The sequence below is a fragment of the Frigoribacterium sp. PvP121 genome (assembly GCF_017833115.1).
Taxonomy (GTDB): domain Bacteria; phylum Actinomycetota; class Actinomycetes; order Actinomycetales; family Microbacteriaceae; genus Frigoribacterium; species Frigoribacterium endophyticum.
Map to the genome: position 1 here is coordinate 699330 of NZ_JAFIBR010000001.1, position 16289 is coordinate 715618.

At 65.8% G+C, this 16289-nt stretch carries 12 protein-coding genes; 6 read left to right on the top strand and 6 right to left on the bottom strand.

The window, feature by feature from the left end:
* Positions 1-484 precede the first annotated feature (484 nt).
* The 3 genes from JOE43_RS03340 (at position 485) to JOE43_RS03350 (ending at position 7973) form a co-directional block, all read left to right on the top strand.
* Positions 485-6616, top strand: coding sequence for a hypothetical protein (locus JOE43_RS03340; RefSeq protein ID WP_209514676.1), 6132 nt, complete (start codon positions 485-487; stop codon positions 6614-6616).
* Complete coding sequence (locus JOE43_RS03345) at positions 6564-7193, top strand: hypothetical protein (protein WP_209514678.1); 630 nt, start codon at positions 6564-6566, stop codon at positions 7191-7193. The genes JOE43_RS03340 and JOE43_RS03345 overlap by 53 nt, the downstream gene beginning before the upstream one ends.
* A gap of 384 nt (positions 7194-7577) precedes the next feature.
* Complete coding sequence (locus JOE43_RS03350) at positions 7578-7973, top strand: DUF6228 family protein (RefSeq protein WP_209514679.1); 396 nt, start codon at positions 7578-7580, stop codon at positions 7971-7973.
* A 50-nt stretch (positions 7974-8023) separates the two neighbouring features.
* Here JOE43_RS03350 and JOE43_RS03355 read toward each other — a convergent pair whose 3' ends face one another.
* From JOE43_RS03355 to JOE43_RS03375, 5 genes are all read right to left on the bottom strand, one after another.
* Positions 8024-8455: a hypothetical protein gene (locus JOE43_RS03355; protein WP_209514681.1), complete on the bottom strand. Its 432-nt coding sequence runs from the start codon at positions 8453-8455 to the stop codon at positions 8024-8026.
* A gap of 83 nt (positions 8456-8538) precedes the next feature.
* Positions 8539-9510 carry a CU044_5270 family protein gene (locus JOE43_RS03360; protein WP_209514682.1) on the bottom strand — a complete coding sequence of 324 codons (972 nt, stop codon included), beginning with the start codon at positions 9508-9510 and terminating at the stop codon, positions 8539-8541.
* On the bottom strand, positions 9507-10076 hold the full coding sequence (locus JOE43_RS03365; protein WP_209514684.1) for an RNA polymerase sigma factor: 570 nt from the start codon (positions 10074-10076) through the stop codon (positions 9507-9509). The genes JOE43_RS03360 and JOE43_RS03365 overlap by 4 nt, the downstream gene beginning before the upstream one ends.
* A 99-nt stretch (positions 10077-10175) precedes the next feature.
* Complete coding sequence (locus tag JOE43_RS03370) at positions 10176-11309, bottom strand: DUF4041 domain-containing protein (protein WP_307803219.1); 1134 nt, start codon at positions 11307-11309, stop codon at positions 10176-10178.
* Positions 11310-11620: 311 nt separating this feature from the next.
* The gene (locus tag JOE43_RS03375) at positions 11621-12868 is read right to left on the bottom strand and encodes a hypothetical protein (protein WP_209514688.1); all 1248 of its coding nucleotides are present in this window, start codon (positions 12866-12868) and stop codon (positions 11621-11623) included.
* Between the two features lie 443 nt (positions 12869-13311).
* Here JOE43_RS03375 and JOE43_RS03380 point away from each other — a divergent pair, with 443 nt between their 5' ends.
* Positions 13312-13806, top strand: a complete 495-nt coding sequence (locus JOE43_RS03380) for a hypothetical protein (RefSeq protein WP_209514690.1) — start codon at positions 13312-13314, stop codon at positions 13804-13806.
* A 62-nt stretch (positions 13807-13868) separates the two neighbouring features.
* On the opposite strand, the gene JOE43_RS03385 is transcribed toward JOE43_RS03380, so the two are convergent.
* Positions 13869-14414 carry a hypothetical protein gene (locus JOE43_RS03385; RefSeq protein WP_209514691.1) on the bottom strand — a complete coding sequence of 182 codons (546 nt, stop codon included), beginning with the start codon at positions 14412-14414 and terminating at the stop codon, positions 13869-13871.
* Positions 14415-14659: 245 nt separating this feature from the next.
* Between JOE43_RS03385 and JOE43_RS03390 the strand changes: the two genes are divergently transcribed.
* On the top strand, positions 14660-15316 hold the full coding sequence (locus JOE43_RS03390) for a hypothetical protein (RefSeq protein ID WP_209514693.1): 657 nt from the start codon (positions 14660-14662) through the stop codon (positions 15314-15316).
* 243 nt (positions 15317-15559) lie between these two features.
* Positions 15560-15985 carry a hypothetical protein gene (locus JOE43_RS03395; protein ID WP_209514695.1) on the top strand — a complete coding sequence of 142 codons (426 nt, stop codon included), beginning with the start codon at positions 15560-15562 and terminating at the stop codon, positions 15983-15985.
* The last annotated feature ends 304 nt before the right edge of the window (positions 15986-16289 follow it).

Consider the following 16289-nt stretch of genomic DNA (forward strand, 5'->3'; position numbering starts at 1 on the left):
AACTTGTCCGCCTGCCGGTTGACGAGCCCGAAAACTGAGCTGCTCCTGTCAGCTGGCAGTACCGGCACACGTATGTCCAAGGCGGATCGATTGACAGCTATCTGGTCGCGAGTCGTTGGTACGGCTTGACCTATTGCGAAGACCGCGGGGACAACCCAGGCGAGACAGTGGCAGCGTCGTTAAGATCGCGGGAGGGGACATGGATAGACACGTAAGCCGGTTATCGAACGACCGACGCACGGGATGCGCGCGAGAGGCCATATCGTAAGTTCGTGTCTCGAGTCAACCTCATTGCCGACCCGTCGCAAGTCTATCCTGCAGTTATTGCGCAGCATTCGGATGGAAAGCGGTTGGCGCTAGGCCAAATCAAATTTTGGCGGTCAATATATGCTGAACCGCGTTGCCTAAGGAGGTGATTCCCACGCCACGGAAGGTGCCGAACCAGACCACGGTCCCGCGCGGACCTGAGAGCTTTGCAGACTCCGTGGCCGACAGCAGGAAAGGTGATCGATTCCACTACGTCTGGGCGGCCATTCAGTCACTGAAGCTATTGGATCAGCGCTCGGGGCTTACTCAAGTTTATGTGGAGGGTGCAGCCGGGGAACCTGTGCCAGGCGACGAGATCATCGATCTCGCCGAGTACTACGCTCAAGACAGTGCGGCGCATCGGGTCGTCGTTCGGCAGTTGAAGTACTCGACTAGACGGTCGACGAAGCCCCTTGGGCTTTCCGACCTCGGTCCGACGTTTCGGAAGTTCTCGCAGATCGATCGTCGAAGGTACGACGCGCTCCGTATCGCAGCGACTTCGAGTGCTGAGTACGTGATTACCTCTAACCGCCCGGTGGCGGCGTCGCTGCAAAACGCGATTAAGCGGATTGTCATGGGCGAGACCGTCACCGCAAACTCGATCGCCGCAAAACTGCTCACATGGTTGGAGACAGACCAACGTCGGGGGGCGAACCTGCTTCGCCGCCTGTCCTTCGACGGGAGCGGCTCACAACTTGCGGCCCTTCGGGCTCAGCTAGAGGTGTCGACCGCAGAGCTGACTGGCGATGCGGATAGCACCGTCCATACCGTCCTTCTAGACCAGGTTATCCGTCGTGCAAGTGGCGAGCTTCGAGGACCGATCGACCTCTCGACCGTCGCGTTTTCGTTCGCTGTAACTCCCGATGATCTCGTACCCGCGCCAAACCTGATCCCGACCTTCGACCCAGCAGTCGATAGAACGGTCTACAGAGAATTGGCTGACGCCGTGATCGCGAGCACCGAGCCGACCGTCATCTCTGCGGCGGGCGGTGTTGGCAAGACGACCTTCGCCGCAGCACTGCCGGCGCTTCTGGAGGAGCGAGCGGTCGTTATCATCTACGACTGTTTCGGGAACGGTAGCTATCGAGCTCCTGACAAGCCACGACACCGGCACCGGGATGCATTGGTTCAGATTGCGTCAGAACTGGCGGCAAAAGCGCTGAGCGTACCCCTGATACCTCGCCCGGGCACCGGCTCCCACGAGTACGTGAAGGCATTCGTACATCGTGTGCGGGAGGCGCGACTCCGCCTCGAACAGAAGTCGCCCGGCGTTGACTTAGTGATCGTTGTGGATGCAGGAGACAACGCGGTGATCGCCGCCGAGGCGCGAGGTGACCAAGCATTTGTGCACGACCTGTTACAGATCGATCCGATCGAAGGGGTGCGCATAGTCGTTACGGCGCGTCCGTACCGAGTAGATAACTTACGCGCTCCGTCGAACGTCACCGTCCTGCACTTGCCGGAGTTCGCCATTGATGAGACGGCGTCCATGCTTCGATCGGTGCACCCCGACGCGACCGAAAACGACGTTGCTGAATTTCACCGCAGGACTTCGGCTAACCCCCGCATCCAAGCGCTCGTGTTGAGTGAAACCGCTACGCTCCGCGAGTGCCTCAACTCCCTCACCGGGCTTCCCCAAGCCGAGGATGACCCGGTGGCCCACTTACTTGAAAGACAGCTAGAGACGGTCCTCGAGGCTGCCGGGGGTGATCGCAGCTCTCTCGACTTCGCAGGGCAACTCCTTGCAACGCTACGGCCACGCATTCCAATCAGCGTGATCGCTTCGCTTACCGGCCGTGACGGAAGCCTCATCCGCAGCTTTGTTTCCGATCTAGGCCGTGGCCTCGTGATCGGGGAAGATACGGTGCAGTTCCTTGACGAGCCAACGGAAACGTTTTTCCGTCGCCGCTACCCGCTGGCGAAGAACCACGCCGATCGAGTAGTCCAGGAACTCACTTCGCTGTCATCCTCGAACGGCTACGCGGCCGCATCGCTGCCCCAGGTTCTGTGGGAGGCGGAACGCTTCGCTGATCTGGCTGCCCTCGCCCTGTCCGATTCAGGCCTACCAGTAACGAGCGAGGTCGAGCGGCGTCAAATTGCCCAGCTGCGGACATCGTTTGCGCTCCGTGCGGCAATAAAGATAAAAGACCCGGCCGCGATAGTACAACTGGCGATGCTCGCCGGTGCCGCCGCTGCAAGCGCGGAGCGCCGCTACACCCTCCTTCGTGACAATGCCGACCTAACCGGGGAAGTAATTGACGGCGCCACACTCGACGAGATTCGTGCAGCGCACCTACTCCCGAGTGAATGGCCGGGGTCCGTGCTCAATGCCGAGGCGGTCATGCTCGCGGTGAACGAAGACCGGAAGGGAGACGCCCTTAACCGACTCCGCGGCGCCCACGCAGCGCTGCTCAACCGAGTGCAAGGACCTGCTGAGGACCGCGAAGGCAAGCTTGAACCCAAACACGGGGCAAACATTGCGCTCGCTATGACATGGCTGAAAGACGAGAAGTTCGCTGCTCGCTATCTCGAGGACTGGGAGCCACCTCGGTGGGTATTTGAACAGGCGACGGTGACGGCAAGAGTCCTGTTGGCTCGAGGCGAACAGGACTACCTAGCTCGTATTGGCACAAGTGCCCGAACCTCTGCGCTAACTCTCGCTATTGCTGCCGAATTGCAGAAGCTTGGGCTTCTTCAGTCGCGTGAACACGCTTATCGTGCGTGGCGCACGTTACGTGGCCCGCGCGTCGGACTCAATGAAGATGATTATGCAATGAATAACGTTGGCGATGGTGTACTTCGTGGTGTTGCCTGGATCACCGCGAATAGTGTCCGCCACGGCGTCGCTACAGCTCGCCAGGGTGTTAACTTGCTAACAAAGTACTTGCCGGAAACTACTCCGCCCAGGCTCGGCGATTACCGTGGGCGCGATAACGCTGGACTCCTTTGTGCCTATGCGCTGCGTGCTTCCCTTCGTGGCGACACCCTCACCGTCGCTGATCTTCAGCCCTTGTCGGATGGCTCGCACCGCAACAGCCGGGATGATGAGAAAAGTCAACTCGATGCTTTGCTGCCCTGGCTGCAAGGGTGGTCTGAATGGGCCTTGGGACGCTCGACAGAAACAGATATTCAGAAGCTTCTAAACGGCTATCCACGGACTCGTTCCTCCTACCGGGACCCAGTCCTCCTGCGCCGGATTGCCGGTCCTTGGTCTGCTCAGTTCGCTCACTCTTCGCATTCGGCGGAAGTCGTGAGCGCGTTCCGAGACATTCTGGGTGCAGCGCAAGGCCACTCAGGCTTGTTCGTGGCAACCGACATGATCGCCTCGCTGCAGGGGGATGAACGGTTTGTGGATTCGGCATATGCGTGCGCGCTCGCATCGGCAGCTAGCGCCGAGGCGGAACCCCAGGCCGCTGACCAGATTGCTGACGACCTCGTCCGCGTCGCCCGTGCGACGTACATGTTCGACAAGGCAGAAGCGCACGCCTACTTCGCTAAAGCGGTGGGAATCGTGTCGCGAGTCGGCGACGACGCATGGGAGCAATGGGAGTCCATCGTCTCGCTAGCACGGGAGGCAACCGTTGACGATGACGCAGAGGCGTTCCTACTTGCGAAGCGACTAGCCGATGCGGCGGAGCGGCTTGAACCGTACATGTACAGCGGGTTCGACATGGCGAAGCTCCTCGCCGCCTTGCAGCGAATCACGGGACCGAGAACTTTTGCGATTGTTAGTCAATGGCGTGATCGCGGCTTTGGGTCTTTTGGTTCGCACATTGGTGTCCTCCGCGATCAAGCCAATGCATCTTTCGCTGACCGCGCCGAACTCAGCATTGGACTTTCCGCATTCGCAGATGAAGGTGGTCTCGAAACCGAGCTCGCTGCGCTCACGGAGTCCCGCTCCATGACGGACGAACGGTTCAGCGCGATCCAGCACATCGCCTGGGCGCGAGGGGGCGAGCTTGCAGCGGATGACGTAGATCCTGACTGGGCAGTGAGATTCAATCTCAAGAAGCGCCGGCGCGCCCCTGAGTCCGACTATCTTGGCGTGAGCCACGATGACGCCGAATGGCAAGCGAAACGAGAGAGCCAGCTGGAGTCGCTGCGCGAGGCGTTACGAAGTTTCGACCTTGGTTCTTCCTCTGGCATGGCGGACGCGGCGGCGGCCATTCGCGACAACCACCTTGGCTCGAATATCGACGTGCTGACCTTTGAACTCGACCGCCGTCCGAGTAACACCTGGGCATCGATACTGAGGGCTTTCGCAAGCGAGGACTCATTCAGCGCTTGGCAACGTTTTGCCTTTATCCGTGGCGTTAGCAAGCTGCGGTCCACTAGCCAGGCATTCCGAAGTGCACTCAGAGAACTGGGCGAAGACTACCTCCGTCGCTATGCCTCCGATGTGATGGCGGGTTTCTCTCGGGACCATGAGCCAAGCGTCCTCGCCGCTGTCCTGCAAACAGACGAGCGGTCGATTCTGCTGCAAGCCCTCGCGATGACCGATGCGGAGGTCGTCGTTAGCTCAGCGGGATCTTGCTACCGATTAGCCAGTGGTGTCGCGCCGCTGTTGACTGCCCCGGACGCCGTCAGGGCGCTAACAGGCGCCCTCGGCGCGCTCGAAACTGCGCTCGAGCTCGACCCCTGGACCTCGGCAGGTGTGGCAATTCCGGGCACCGCTGACCCGGACTCAGCTATTGCCGCGTGCGTTTGGTCCGCGCTCGGGGACCCGCGCGCATCTACGAGGTGGCGAGCAACTCACGCAGCACGTTTCCTTATTGCATTTGGGGCCGAGGAAGCCGTTCTTGCGCTGGCGGCGATGGTGCTGGCAGGACCACCGGCTGGCTACTTGGATCCCCGGTTCCCGTTTTACGAATGGCATGCCGTCGAGGGGTTCCTGGTGGCCGTCGAGCGCGTGGCAGTTGACGACCCGTCAATGGTCGCCCCGCTTTTGGCATCGATCACCGCCTTGAGCGCAGCAAATCCCGACCACGCACACATGCAGCACATCTGTAAGAAAATCGCACAACATTGCCGCGACGCCGATCTTGACCGGTCGGCGACCATGCAGAGAGCATCAATCGCCGATGTCCATACATTCGAGCGGCCGCGCGCGCCTAAGCCGTTTGGGCATGACGCCGTCAAGTCAGAATTCTTGTTCCACTTCGATTTCGAGGAGTATGCGATCGCCCCCCTCAGCGAGTCGTTCCGCACGACCCACGAGGAAGTTCTGCGTTCGATGAGCGGGTTGATTCTCGATGAATGGGGCTACGGGAAGTCCCCGGAAGTCGCCGATGACCCTCGCCTTAAGGCTCGAGCGTATGACAGTGAGGAGACCTACTTCTACAAATGCGACGTCCCTAAAGCGGAGGATTTTAAATACTACCTCAGTTACCACGCGATGATGACTACTGCCGGGCGCATGCTCACTACGACTACACGGTTCCGTGACCCAGATGAGCAAACGGACGCATTTGACGAGTGGTTCGCGCGCTTTGATCTAGGACGGGAAGATCGCAGGTGGACCGCAGACGCGAGGAGGCCGGTTCCCGAGGGGCACGAGCGCCGTCAGCATAATTACGGAGATGGGTGGCTATGGCGAATCTCAGCAAATGATTTTACTCGGGAGTTTGTTCACACTGACGGATGGATTACCGTCTGGTCCGCCGCTCAACAATCCGAAACCCGTTCTTGGGACAACACGTCGGTGGCAAGCGCACTCGTGGCGAGGGACACCGCTGGGGCACTACTTACAGCCTTGCAATCCGCCTCAACGTTTACTGCTCACCGTCTCCCGCTGACGGATGACGAAGATTTCACCTTCGATATCGGTTCATTTCAGCTACGCGGTTGGATCGACAGTCCTCACAACGAGACCGGGATCGACCGCAAGGACGAATTTGCCCGCGACGTTCAGTTTCCAACACCGCGCCCGAGCACGTGGATAACCGACACCTTGCAACTGTCGCAGAGTGACGACGGTATGAATTGGAACTCATCCGACGGGGCACTGGTAGGAACAGCGGAGTCTTGGTCGTCTAAGTCCTGGGGTCGCGATTCGCAGGGGCCGCACGGAACACGTCTGCGGGTATCGACCGACCTGCTCGCTGAAGTGGCCACGCGCACCGGCATGGCCGTTATTCTCGAGGTCCGAATCGATCGCCACGACGAATCAATCCGCCATGGCTCAAACGACGACTACTTGGGGTACCTCGATGACTACGTCAAGTTCTTCCTCTTCGCACCCGATCTTGGGTGGCGAGATGCAGGCGGCCGTCCTGTCGCTGGGCCAGCAGATTGCGGACAACCTCGATAAGCGCGACTTGCTATCACGATGGATGGCTCACCACCTCGCCGATCGTCTGGTTGCCCTTGAGGCAATGGATATCGATACCCGACAGGCGGCAGAACGCGAGGTCTCCGACCTGATTATCCAGATTTGGACGCGTCGCCAGGAAGTCGGTTTCGACAAGACACCGCTACCAGCGACTGACAGCGTGGCGCGAGCGCTTGAGCGTTTAGATCCAGAGCGCAGGAGCCCCTTCTCATATTTCCGTCCCTTCGATGAGGAGCCAGGTCCTTCGGAGGAAGAGATTGAGACCAATGCGGCGCTGAAGCTTGCGTTGGCCGTGGACGAGAGCGCGGCGGACTTGATCCAAGCCCTCATCGCCCATGCTGCGACGATCGCAATTGACCACGACGCAGGGTGGGTGCGGGCAGCCGAGCCCGTCGATGGCAAGCTCCGAGAACTTCGGCGTTTGATGAGCCACCTGGGTGTGAATGATGAGGACCCGGAGCCGCGGTCCCTCTCGGTTGAGCAAATTTCGAAGACAGCGCGCGCTCTGGTTTCAATTGCGCAACGAGCATCGCGGCTTAGCTCATCAAGTCACTGACGATCTGCGCTCCCTGTTCCGGCACTTAATTCTCCGGCCCGGCCCGGCCCAGCCCATGGTTCACCACAAGAGACGTTTACTCGCGACAGCGACAACACAAACGTCGATCGGGACGTTGTCGCGCTCTACGGTTTTCAGCGCTTGCCGGGTCCGCATCAAATCTAAGTCGAGGGTTGCGTAGGGCAAGCGTGCAATGACTGACGTGAGCAGCGGGACCCCTACGCCCTTGTGTGCGGGGGATGGGGCTGCGCTAAGTCCGTGGCTGAGAGGGTGGCCGTTGCCAAGGTGCATAGGCACGTACGTCCTATGCGTGCCTCTCTCCTACTTCTTGCGCGTGCACAGCAAACTTCGGAGGGCAGCGCGCATCACTGCCAAGCTGACCTCATGGATCCCGTCGTCATCATCGGCACGCGCTCAGAGGGAGTGACCGTCCTCGACGTCGAGCGCTTGCCGCACGAGGAGGGTGAACAGGTGCTGGTCGAGATCAGTCGCGGGGGCCTCACCGCCGCACGCTGGGTCTTCTTCTTCGGCGACGCGCCTGAGCTCGTTCGCTACTTCTCCTACCTCTCCCGGCACTGGCGCGGGTGGCAGGGCACGAAGGAGTGGCAGAGCCTGGAAGGCGATCTCGAGATCCAGGCGACCCACACCGGGTCGCACGTCGACTTCGTCGTCTCGCTCCGCTCCGAGCCGTTCTGGCGGTCCGAGATCAGCCTCACCGTCGCGGCTGGCGCTGACCTCGAGCGGATCGTCGACGTCCTGGCGACGACCCTGCCGACCTGAGCGGGCGGCGACGTGACGGGTGTGGGGGAGTGGGCCCGCGACTCCTCGGGTCAGCCCTGGTCGTGGACGCAGGGGGCGTCGTCGCCGAAGGCCTCGGTGACGCGGCGCACGGCCTCGGGGGTGCCCCACTGCTCGACGTGCTCGCAGGCGCGGTCGGCTCGGGAGGCGTACATGCCGAAGACGCCGACGTCGACGTAGGTGTAGTCGTGGACTCCGACGGAGCGGGCACCGGTGCCGGGCTCGTCGGGCAGGTCGATCACGGCTCCGTCGGGGAAGCGCATCTCGACGCCGTGCGGCGCACAGGTGGGCAGGGCGTCGGTCGAGAGGTCGGCCACGATCACCGGCTCGTCCGTGCTGCACCACGGGATGTCCGTCTCGGCGGCCGTGAGGGTGAGCGGCACATCGGGGTCGGCCCTCACCGCGAGCACCAGCAGGCCCAGGGCGAGGAGGAGCGCCGCCGTGATCCCTGCGAGGAGCTTCATGAGGCGAACCTACTGCTGGGCCGGGGGCCGAGGGAGGCGCTGGGCACCTGATCGGCGCCTCCTGCGCCCTGGGCGATCGCCGGTCAGGGCGCTCGGTCGACGACCGTCCTCGTGACCGAGGTCTGGGCGGTGACGGTGCCGGCCGGAGCGCCGTAGCCCGCCTCGAGCTGCACGACGCGCTCGCCGATCAGCTCGCCGGTGGTCGGGTCGATCACGATGTCCTGGCGCTCGGACCTCGTCGGCTCCTCCCGACCGAGGGCAACTCCCGTCGCGCCGTCGATCGTCACGTGCTCATCGACGATCTCGATGCCGGGCACGAGCGCCGCCGCCCCGTAGAGAGCCGAGCGCAGGTCCGCCGGCGCCGTGCCCGTCCGGAGGAGGTCGGTGATCGCGACCCAGGTGGCCTCGTCGCGGCTGTTCGACCCGCCGCCGTAGCTCGCCACCAGGTGGTCATAGAGCTCCTGTGGGTCGCGCGGCAGGTCGGCCGTCGCCGGGTCCGCGGCGGGCGTGCCGTAGAAGGCGCCGTCGCGCGCGCGCCACGTCCCGTTCGTCTCCGGGCTCTCGACCCGGTTCTCCTCCGCGACCTGTTCGGCGTCGTCACCGTAGAAGGTCGTGGGCTCCTGGTCCTCCCGGACGAGGGTCCACTCGGCGGCGGGGTCGCCCGGCTCGTACACGGTCGACGTCGACGGCACGAGGTACGTGACCATGTCGCCGGCCCTGTTCTGCCCGACGGTGGCGTAGACGGCCTCGGTCGTCGTGCGGAGGAACTGACCAGGTGCGACCACAGGATCGGAGGCGGTGACCGTCAGTGCCGCCGCCTCCCGCAGCAGGGTGGCGGCCTGTGCCTCGTCGCCGGTGCGGGGGAGGACGACGCCCCCGACGACGACCGCGGCGACGACGGCCGTCACCGCCGCGGCGTAGACGGGGCTGCGGCGCTGACGCCGTGCTCGCGCCGCACCTCTCTCCGCCTCGAGGGTCGCGACGGGGATGCCGTCCAGGACGCGGCGGCGCATGGTGGTGATCTGCTCGTCGGTGGGGCCGAGGGTCGTGGTCATCGGAGTCCTTCAGTGTGCGGTGTCAGGGTGCTTCGGAGTGCCTGGCGGAGGCGGCTGAGACGGTTCCGGACGGCGCCGTGCGTCGCGCCCAGCGACTCGGCGGCCTGCTGGTAGCTCAGCCCCTCGACGACGCAGAGGCGGTAGAGCTCCTGGTCGACAGGGGTGAGCAGCTCGACGGCGTCCTGGATCGACCGGGCCAGCTCACGGTCGATCGCGGAGGCCTCGGGGCCTCGGGCCTGGTCCGACGCGTCGTCGAGCAGGGCCGTGGTCCGTGATCGCTGCCTCGACCTGGCGAGGCTGAGGTTGCGGGTCACGACCAGCAGCCAGGGCAGCATCGACGTGTCGAGGATCTGCAGGTCGTCGCGCTTCTTCCAGGCCAGCGCGAACGCCTCCTGGGTGATGTCCTCCGCATCGGCCGTGTTCCGCACGATGCGGAACGCGTACCGGTAGACCGGGCGGACGTGGTCGTCGTAGATCCGGCCGAACGCCTCGCGATCGCCGCTGCGCGCAGCTGCGAGGCGCGCCCTGTCGGCGCTGGGTGGCGCAGCCCCCTGTGTGTTCCTCATGACTCGTAGTGTCGGCGGGGGCGGGATCGTCTCATGATCGGCTCCGGGCGGACTCGTGGCACTCGTTCGCCCTTGCGTGGAGGTGCCTTCCCGGGCTTCCTAGGCGGTGACCGCTCCGGACCGGTGAGTCTCGGGCCAGCGCCCGACGGACTGGAAGAACTCCGTGGCGTCGGCAGAGTCCTTGAACTCCAGCAGGTTGCCGACCTTGCTCGCGAGGACATCCCTCACTTCCCCTGGCGTCGCGAAGAAGAACTCCTTGCGGCTGTTCGCCTGGTTGAGGGCCCGACCGGCGAAGTGCCGGTGCAGCTCGGTCTCGAGCGTGACGGCGTCCTCGGAGAAATAGATGGTGTGGATGTCGAAGCGGAACGGGACGGACGCCCCGCCGAGCTCGTGGACACGGTCCGTCGGCTCCAGTCGTCGCGTGAGACCGATCTTCACGACGCCCTCTCCGAACGCTCCACGGTTCGAGATGACGTAGACGTAACCCGCCCGGATGTTGGCGGCGCGGTAGTCGTTGTCGACGATGGCCTGGTCGATCGCCGCGAGCCGCGACTCGAGATCCCCGTCCGGCGTCCCGGTCGCCTGGAGCTGCGCGATCGTCTGCATGAGGAGCGTGCGCTCCTTGTCGAGCTGCGCCCTCTGCTCCTTGAGCTCCTTCTCGACCCGCGCCTCCTCACGGAGTCGCGCTCGTTCTTCGCGCTGCTCTTCCTTCTCCTCCTGCTTCTTCATCAGCCAGTCCGCGGTCAGCTCGATCTCCTCGAGACGCAGCGCGTGGTAGCTGTCGCTGATGAACATCGCCATCATCACGCCGAGCTTGGCGATGGCGTCACGAGATGCCTCGAGGCGCTTCTTGGCGGTGTGCACGTTGCCGAGCTTCAGGGTGCGGATGCTGTTCTCCGCCTCCGCGTTGTAGGCGCGCAGCATGAGCTTTGACAGGTCGTCGGTCATCTTGCGACCCTTGGCGAGCGAGTTGTCGAACGAGAAGAGGTTGGACTTCTCGATCGCGTGGCCCTCGCGGACCAGTGCGGCGTACCGAGCCTCGACGTCCTTGAGCCTCGGCAGGTAGGCGGCCGCGTCCTCCAGGGGGTGGTGGTAGCGGTAGATGCCGACTTCCTGCAGCACCTGCGCGTCGTTCAGCTCGACTGCCTCGGAGACGACCACCGGAGCCGGAGCCGGAGCCGGAGCCGGAGCAGCGGCAGCTGCCGGAGGCGCGGGGGAGCTAGAGCGCGTCACCTGCTCCATCATCTTCAGCTGCCGGCGCAGGACGACGTTCTCGGCCTCGAGCTGCCGAGCGCGAGCCTCGGCTCCCGACTCGTCACTACCGCGGCCATCCGCAGTGGACGGCGGCACCGGCGAGTGCGCGGGTGCCGGTGTCGGTGCAGGCGGCGCCACGACGGGCACCGACCCGCCGTCCTCGATCCACAACTGCCATCCACTCGGGACAGCCGGCCAGTTGCTGGGAGGAGTCCACCCGGCCGGCGGGCTCCACCCCGACGGGACAGGAGGCCAGCCGGGCGGAGGGTTGAACCGTCGCTCTCCGACCGTCATGACCGACGGACGCCGGAGCCGTCGACGGCCACGAGCGCGGACGGGTTCTTCGCGACGGCCGCGCCGAGGTGCTGGAGAGTCGCGAGCGGGACGACGCCGCTGAGGTCGATCTCCATGAAGCTCTCGCGAGGGGCCGCGACGGCGATCAGGGGGATGAACGTCGGGCGACCGGTCGCCGGGTCGTTGGTCTCCGGGCCGATCTCGGCCGAGATGGTCTGGATGATGCCCCGGCGGTCAGCCTCGAAGATCTCGTGGAGCGACCGCAGGGCCACCTGGTGGAGGGCCCCGGCGTAGCGCTCCTTGGCCGCCGTCTGGGTGAGCGGGGTCTCGGTGATCTCGTCGCTCGCCTTCACGTACCGAAAAGCCTTGATGGTGCGCAGTGCGTCGGGCGCCGGCACCGTCACGCGCAGCCGGAGCTCCGCGGTCTCCGGGTCGAAATCGGCGTCGTGCTCGACCGGGAACGAGTCGGGGTAGACGGAGTTGGCGAGCACGATGCCCACGTACTCCTTGACCGCGTCCACGGCTCCGTAGGCGAGGCCGGCAATCAGGTCGTCGATCGAGGAGTTCTGCCCGGACGCCTTGGACTCACGGAACCGGCACGACGCTTCGTAGCGCTCGCGCTCGACCGCGAGCAGCTGGACTCGACCGGCCTCGAGCTCTGCGTGCTCACGGGCGGCCTCGGCGTCGCGGCCCGGGATCCAGTCCCGGTACGCCTCCCACTGGCTCCATGCCTGCGCGAACTCGGCCTGCGCCCTCTGCTGCGCCTCGTCGAACTTCTTCTTCTTGCCGAACATGCCGGTGGGCACGGGAGGCTCGACGTAGACCGGGGCCGGGGGGACCGGCGTCGGCAGCGGTGGGACGAGAGGTGTCTCGAGGTCCCAACGGGGGAAGGGCGGGTGCTCCACTCGCACCTTCAAGCTCTCGAGGTCGACGAAGTCGTCCACCTCGAGGGTGGCGGCGAGGAGGCCGTCGATCTCGGCGTACTCCATCGCCAGGTCCTCGTTGAGCTCGTCGACCTCCGCCGATCGCAGTTCGACGTAGGCCGCCTTGGCTTCGCGCTCGTACCGCTTGCGCTCCGCCTCACTGGCCCGGTCCGCGGCGGCGTTCGCTCGCTCCTGCGCGGCTCTGGCGCGCTGTGCCTGAGCGCGGGCCTGGGTCTGTGCCCGGGCCGCCGCGTTGGCGCGTGCCTGCGAGAGGCGCTGTTGGTGCTGCATCTCCGCGAGGATCCCGCGTCGTCGTGCCATGCCCTGATCTCCATCGCTCGTGAACGAAGCTCACTGTACTGAACAATGCCGACCAGTATGGAACGCCCGTTCGGGGGTCGGCGACCCGCCCGCGAGGTCGGCTCTGTTCGGCCCGACGGCCGAGATCACCAGGTCGAGGTGGGCCAGGCCGCCGGGGCACGCCCCCTCGCTCAGCCCTGCGGGCAACGCATGTCCGCAGGCAAACGACTCATGCGCCGGAGGCCCCAGCGCCCAGTTGCCACTTTGAGGGGTCGTGGGCTCCTCCTAGGCCCTCAAAGTGGCAACTGAGGCTGGCCCGGGGGAGGTGACCCGCGCCTCCTCGGGTCTCGGGGGGTGCGGACGGGAGGCCTGCCGGCCCGATCGCTGCGATGATCGAGGCGGGGGTGTTCGCGCGCGGGCACGGGGGCGACGTCCGTCTCGGCCCCACCGCGCCGAGGAGGACCGTGTCGAAGCCTGGAACGACCCGCGAGCCGCCGAAGCCGTTCACGGCGCAGCAGAAGCGCGACCTCCGGACGTCGCTGATCATCATCGGCGTGGCCGTCGCCGGGTTCGCCGTGCTGATCGTCGGGGCCCTCTTCTGGGACCACGCGGCGTTCCCGCGCGAGCTCGCGGAGTCCACGCCGCACAGCGTGCTCCAGGAGGAGCGCTCGGACCCCGCCACCTGGTCGTACGTCGACGACGACCTCGTGACGCGGCCCCTGGGGGAGTGCGTCCGCATCGACGGCTGGCGGCTGCAGCGCCCCTGGCAGTGCACCTCGGCCGACGGCAGCCACGTCCTCACCTTCCTGTACTCGACAGGGCGCCACGGAAGCGGTCTCCATGACCAGACCCTCACCGTCCGCGGCGAGGACGTCCCGATCGAGTGCACCCGCGGCGGCGAGTGGCACGCGGCCTACTACTGCGTGCCGGAGTCGGTGCTCCCGGCGGACGCGGAGTAGCGGCGCCGGACCACCGGCCACGTGCCTCGGGGGAGGCGCTGGTCACCTGACCCGCGCCTCCGTCAGTTGCCGGTGGCGTCGAGCAGGGCGGCGACGGCCTCGTCGACGGTGTCGTGGGTCGTCAGCGTCGTGGTGGGGGTGGCAGCCTGCCAGCCCTCGCCGGGGCGCCCGCGGAGGGAGCCGACGTGGCCGGTGTAGCGACCACGGTCGTCGGTGGCCGACGACGAGAAGACGGCGAACTCCACGAGGAGGCCGGGACCCGTGGGGACAGGACTGACGACCGACCCCCGCGGGCCGGGGAACGGCTCTGTGGCGCCCACGGCTGTCATGTCGGCCACGTACGAAGCGTGCCGGTCGGCCCTGATGATCTCGAGGTCGCGACCTGCCCGCCCCCGCGCGAGGCCGTCGTCGAGGGCGTCCGACTCGGAGTCGTAGACGGTCGTCCGCCCCCACGGTGACGCACGTTCGCCGGTCGCCCAGACCCGGTAGCCACCGGTGTCGCCCGTCGTGACCACGACCATGTCGGTGTCGTTGAGGTGCGGCTCGAAGATCTTCATGCGCAGGCCCTCCGCGTCGCGCAGGGCGCGGGCCTCGTCGACGGTCGTCATGCGTCAGGCCCGGAGGTCGTTCGTGTCGGTCATCTCTGTCCCCCCGTCGGTGACGCCGTCAGGAGCGGCGGCTCGTCGTCGATCTTGGCACCGCCTCCCTCGGCTCGGGCTCGGGCTCGGGCTCGGGCTTGACGCTGCCGGTGGGAGGCGACAGCCTGAGCAGGACTCGGTCACGAGGCAGCGCGACGTCGCACCGCAGGGCGCCCGCCTCCTCACCGGCCACCCCACGGAACGGACGAGGGACCATGGCGACGCTCACCACACGCGCCCTGGCCTGCGCGGCCACGGGCGCCGTCGCGCTCGTCCTCTCCGGCTGCGCCTCGAGCGCCGCCGAGCAGAGCCCGCCGCCCGCGCCGACGTCGACGTCAGCGGCCGCCGCCGCCGCCGCCCAGGAGCTGACCACCCGCACGACCGTCCTCAGCCGCGACGGCAGCGCGGCCCCGGTGCTCTGCCTCGACGTCGTCCTCGAGTCGTACCCGCCGATCTGCGACGGACCGGCCGTGCAGGGCTGGGACTGGTCGGGCCTCGAGGGCGCCGAGACCGCCGCGGGCACGACCTGGGGCCGCTACGAGGTCACCGGCACGTGGGACGGGACGGCGCTGACCGTGACCTCCCCGGCCCGACCGTGGGACGGCGTGGCCGTCGACCTCCTCACGCCCGGCTCGTCCGACACCGCAGGCGCGGCAGCGTCACCGGCCGTGACCGCTGCCGTCGAGGACTACCGCGCGGCGATCGGCACCGACGACGGCACCGTGCTCGGCGTCGAGGAGCTCGACGGTCGGGCCCGCGTCCACGTCATCGTCGACGACGGCACCCTGCAGCGGTCGGCGGACGAGCGCTACGGCCCCGGCGTCGTCGTGATCGACCCGGCGCTCGAACCGGCCGCCGACCCCGCGAGCTGAGCCCGCGAGCTGGCCCGGCAAGCGCGCAGGGGCGGAGGGGGCGCTGGTGTCGGAACCAGCGCCTCCCCCTGTTCTGATCACCATCGGCACCTACGTTTTTCCGTGGCGTCTCGTGAGCGAGCGTCAGTGGTCGATGCCCGCACCTCGCATCCCTCTGTGACCCGATCGTTACAATGAGGAATTCTGACATGTCGTACGTTGGCAGAGGCTCGCACAGGGCGGGCTCTGACCAAGGGAGTGACGATGACGAAGTCGAAGCAGGCCACTGGCATCGGGGTCGCGGCAGCCGTGACCGTGGGGCTCGTCTTCGGCGGTGGGTCGCCGGTATCGGCCAGCACGACACAGGCTGAGATCGAGGGGCAGACGATGGCCCCGCTGACGGCTGAAGTCACCGCAGGCAGCCTCGAGCCCCAGGAGGGTTCTGTCCCGGACGAGAAGCAAGCTCGAGTCGCCGTCGTCCCGATCATCACGGCGGTCATCCTGGCTGGAGGCGCCGTCTACGCCATGGGCGAGAAGGCGGGGGAGAGGTCGTACCACGCTGGCCTTCGCCGAGCCGGGTGGCAGAACGTCAAGTGGCAGGCGCGGGCGACAGCCCTGAGCATGCTCGGGCCCGTCGGTGGAACTGTCTTCATCACGGGGTTCGAGAACAAGTTCTACTCGATGGCCTGAGGCAGATCATGTCCCGCTATGCACTGCAATGGGTCGTCGCTCTGAACTCAGTCGTCATTGCGATGTTCGCCATCGCACATGCGATCGACATCAATGGATCGGTCTTCTGGGGCCTCCTCGTCGTCGTCGCGATGGCTGGGCAGATCTGGTCAGCGACACGGCCCGAGCCCCTGCCGGAACCTGTCCCGCAGGGGCCTGAGATCCGGCCATGACGGGGACGAGGAACGTTCCGTCACGCAAATGACTGGTCCGTAGGTCACGAAGGAGGACCGACCCTACGGCGCGAGGCCCGTGGGGCCGGTCC

Bases quoted from the DNA above. Each gene is read 5' to 3' on its own strand.
- JOE43_RS03345 (WP_209514678.1), top strand. From the start codon at position 6,564: ATGCAGGCGGCCGTCCTGTCGCTGGGCCAGCAGATTGCGGACAACCTC.
- JOE43_RS03355 (WP_209514681.1), bottom strand. From the start codon at position 8,455: ATGAAGCTCCTCGCAGGGATCACGGCGGCGCTCCTCCTCGCCCTGGGC.
- JOE43_RS03350 (WP_209514679.1), top strand. From the start codon at position 7,578: ATGGATCCCGTCGTCATCATCGGCACGCGCTCAGAGGGAGTGACCGTC.
- JOE43_RS03375 (WP_209514688.1), bottom strand. From the start codon at position 12,868: ATGGCACGACGACGCGGGATCCTCGCGGAGATGCAGCACCAACAGCGC.
- JOE43_RS03385 (WP_209514691.1), bottom strand. From the start codon at position 14,414: ATGACGACCGTCGACGAGGCCCGCGCCCTGCGCGACGCGGAGGGCCTG.
- JOE43_RS03365 (WP_209514684.1), bottom strand. From the start codon at position 10,076: ATGAGGAACACACAGGGGGCTGCGCCACCCAGCGCCGACAGGGCGCGC.
- JOE43_RS03360 (WP_209514682.1), bottom strand. From the start codon at position 9,510: ATGACCACGACCCTCGGCCCCACCGACGAGCAGATCACCACCATGCGC.
- JOE43_RS03395 (WP_209514695.1), top strand. From the start codon at position 15,560: ATGACGAAGTCGAAGCAGGCCACTGGCATCGGGGTCGCGGCAGCCGTG.
- JOE43_RS03390 (WP_209514693.1), top strand. From the start codon at position 14,660: ATGGCGACGCTCACCACACGCGCCCTGGCCTGCGCGGCCACGGGCGCC.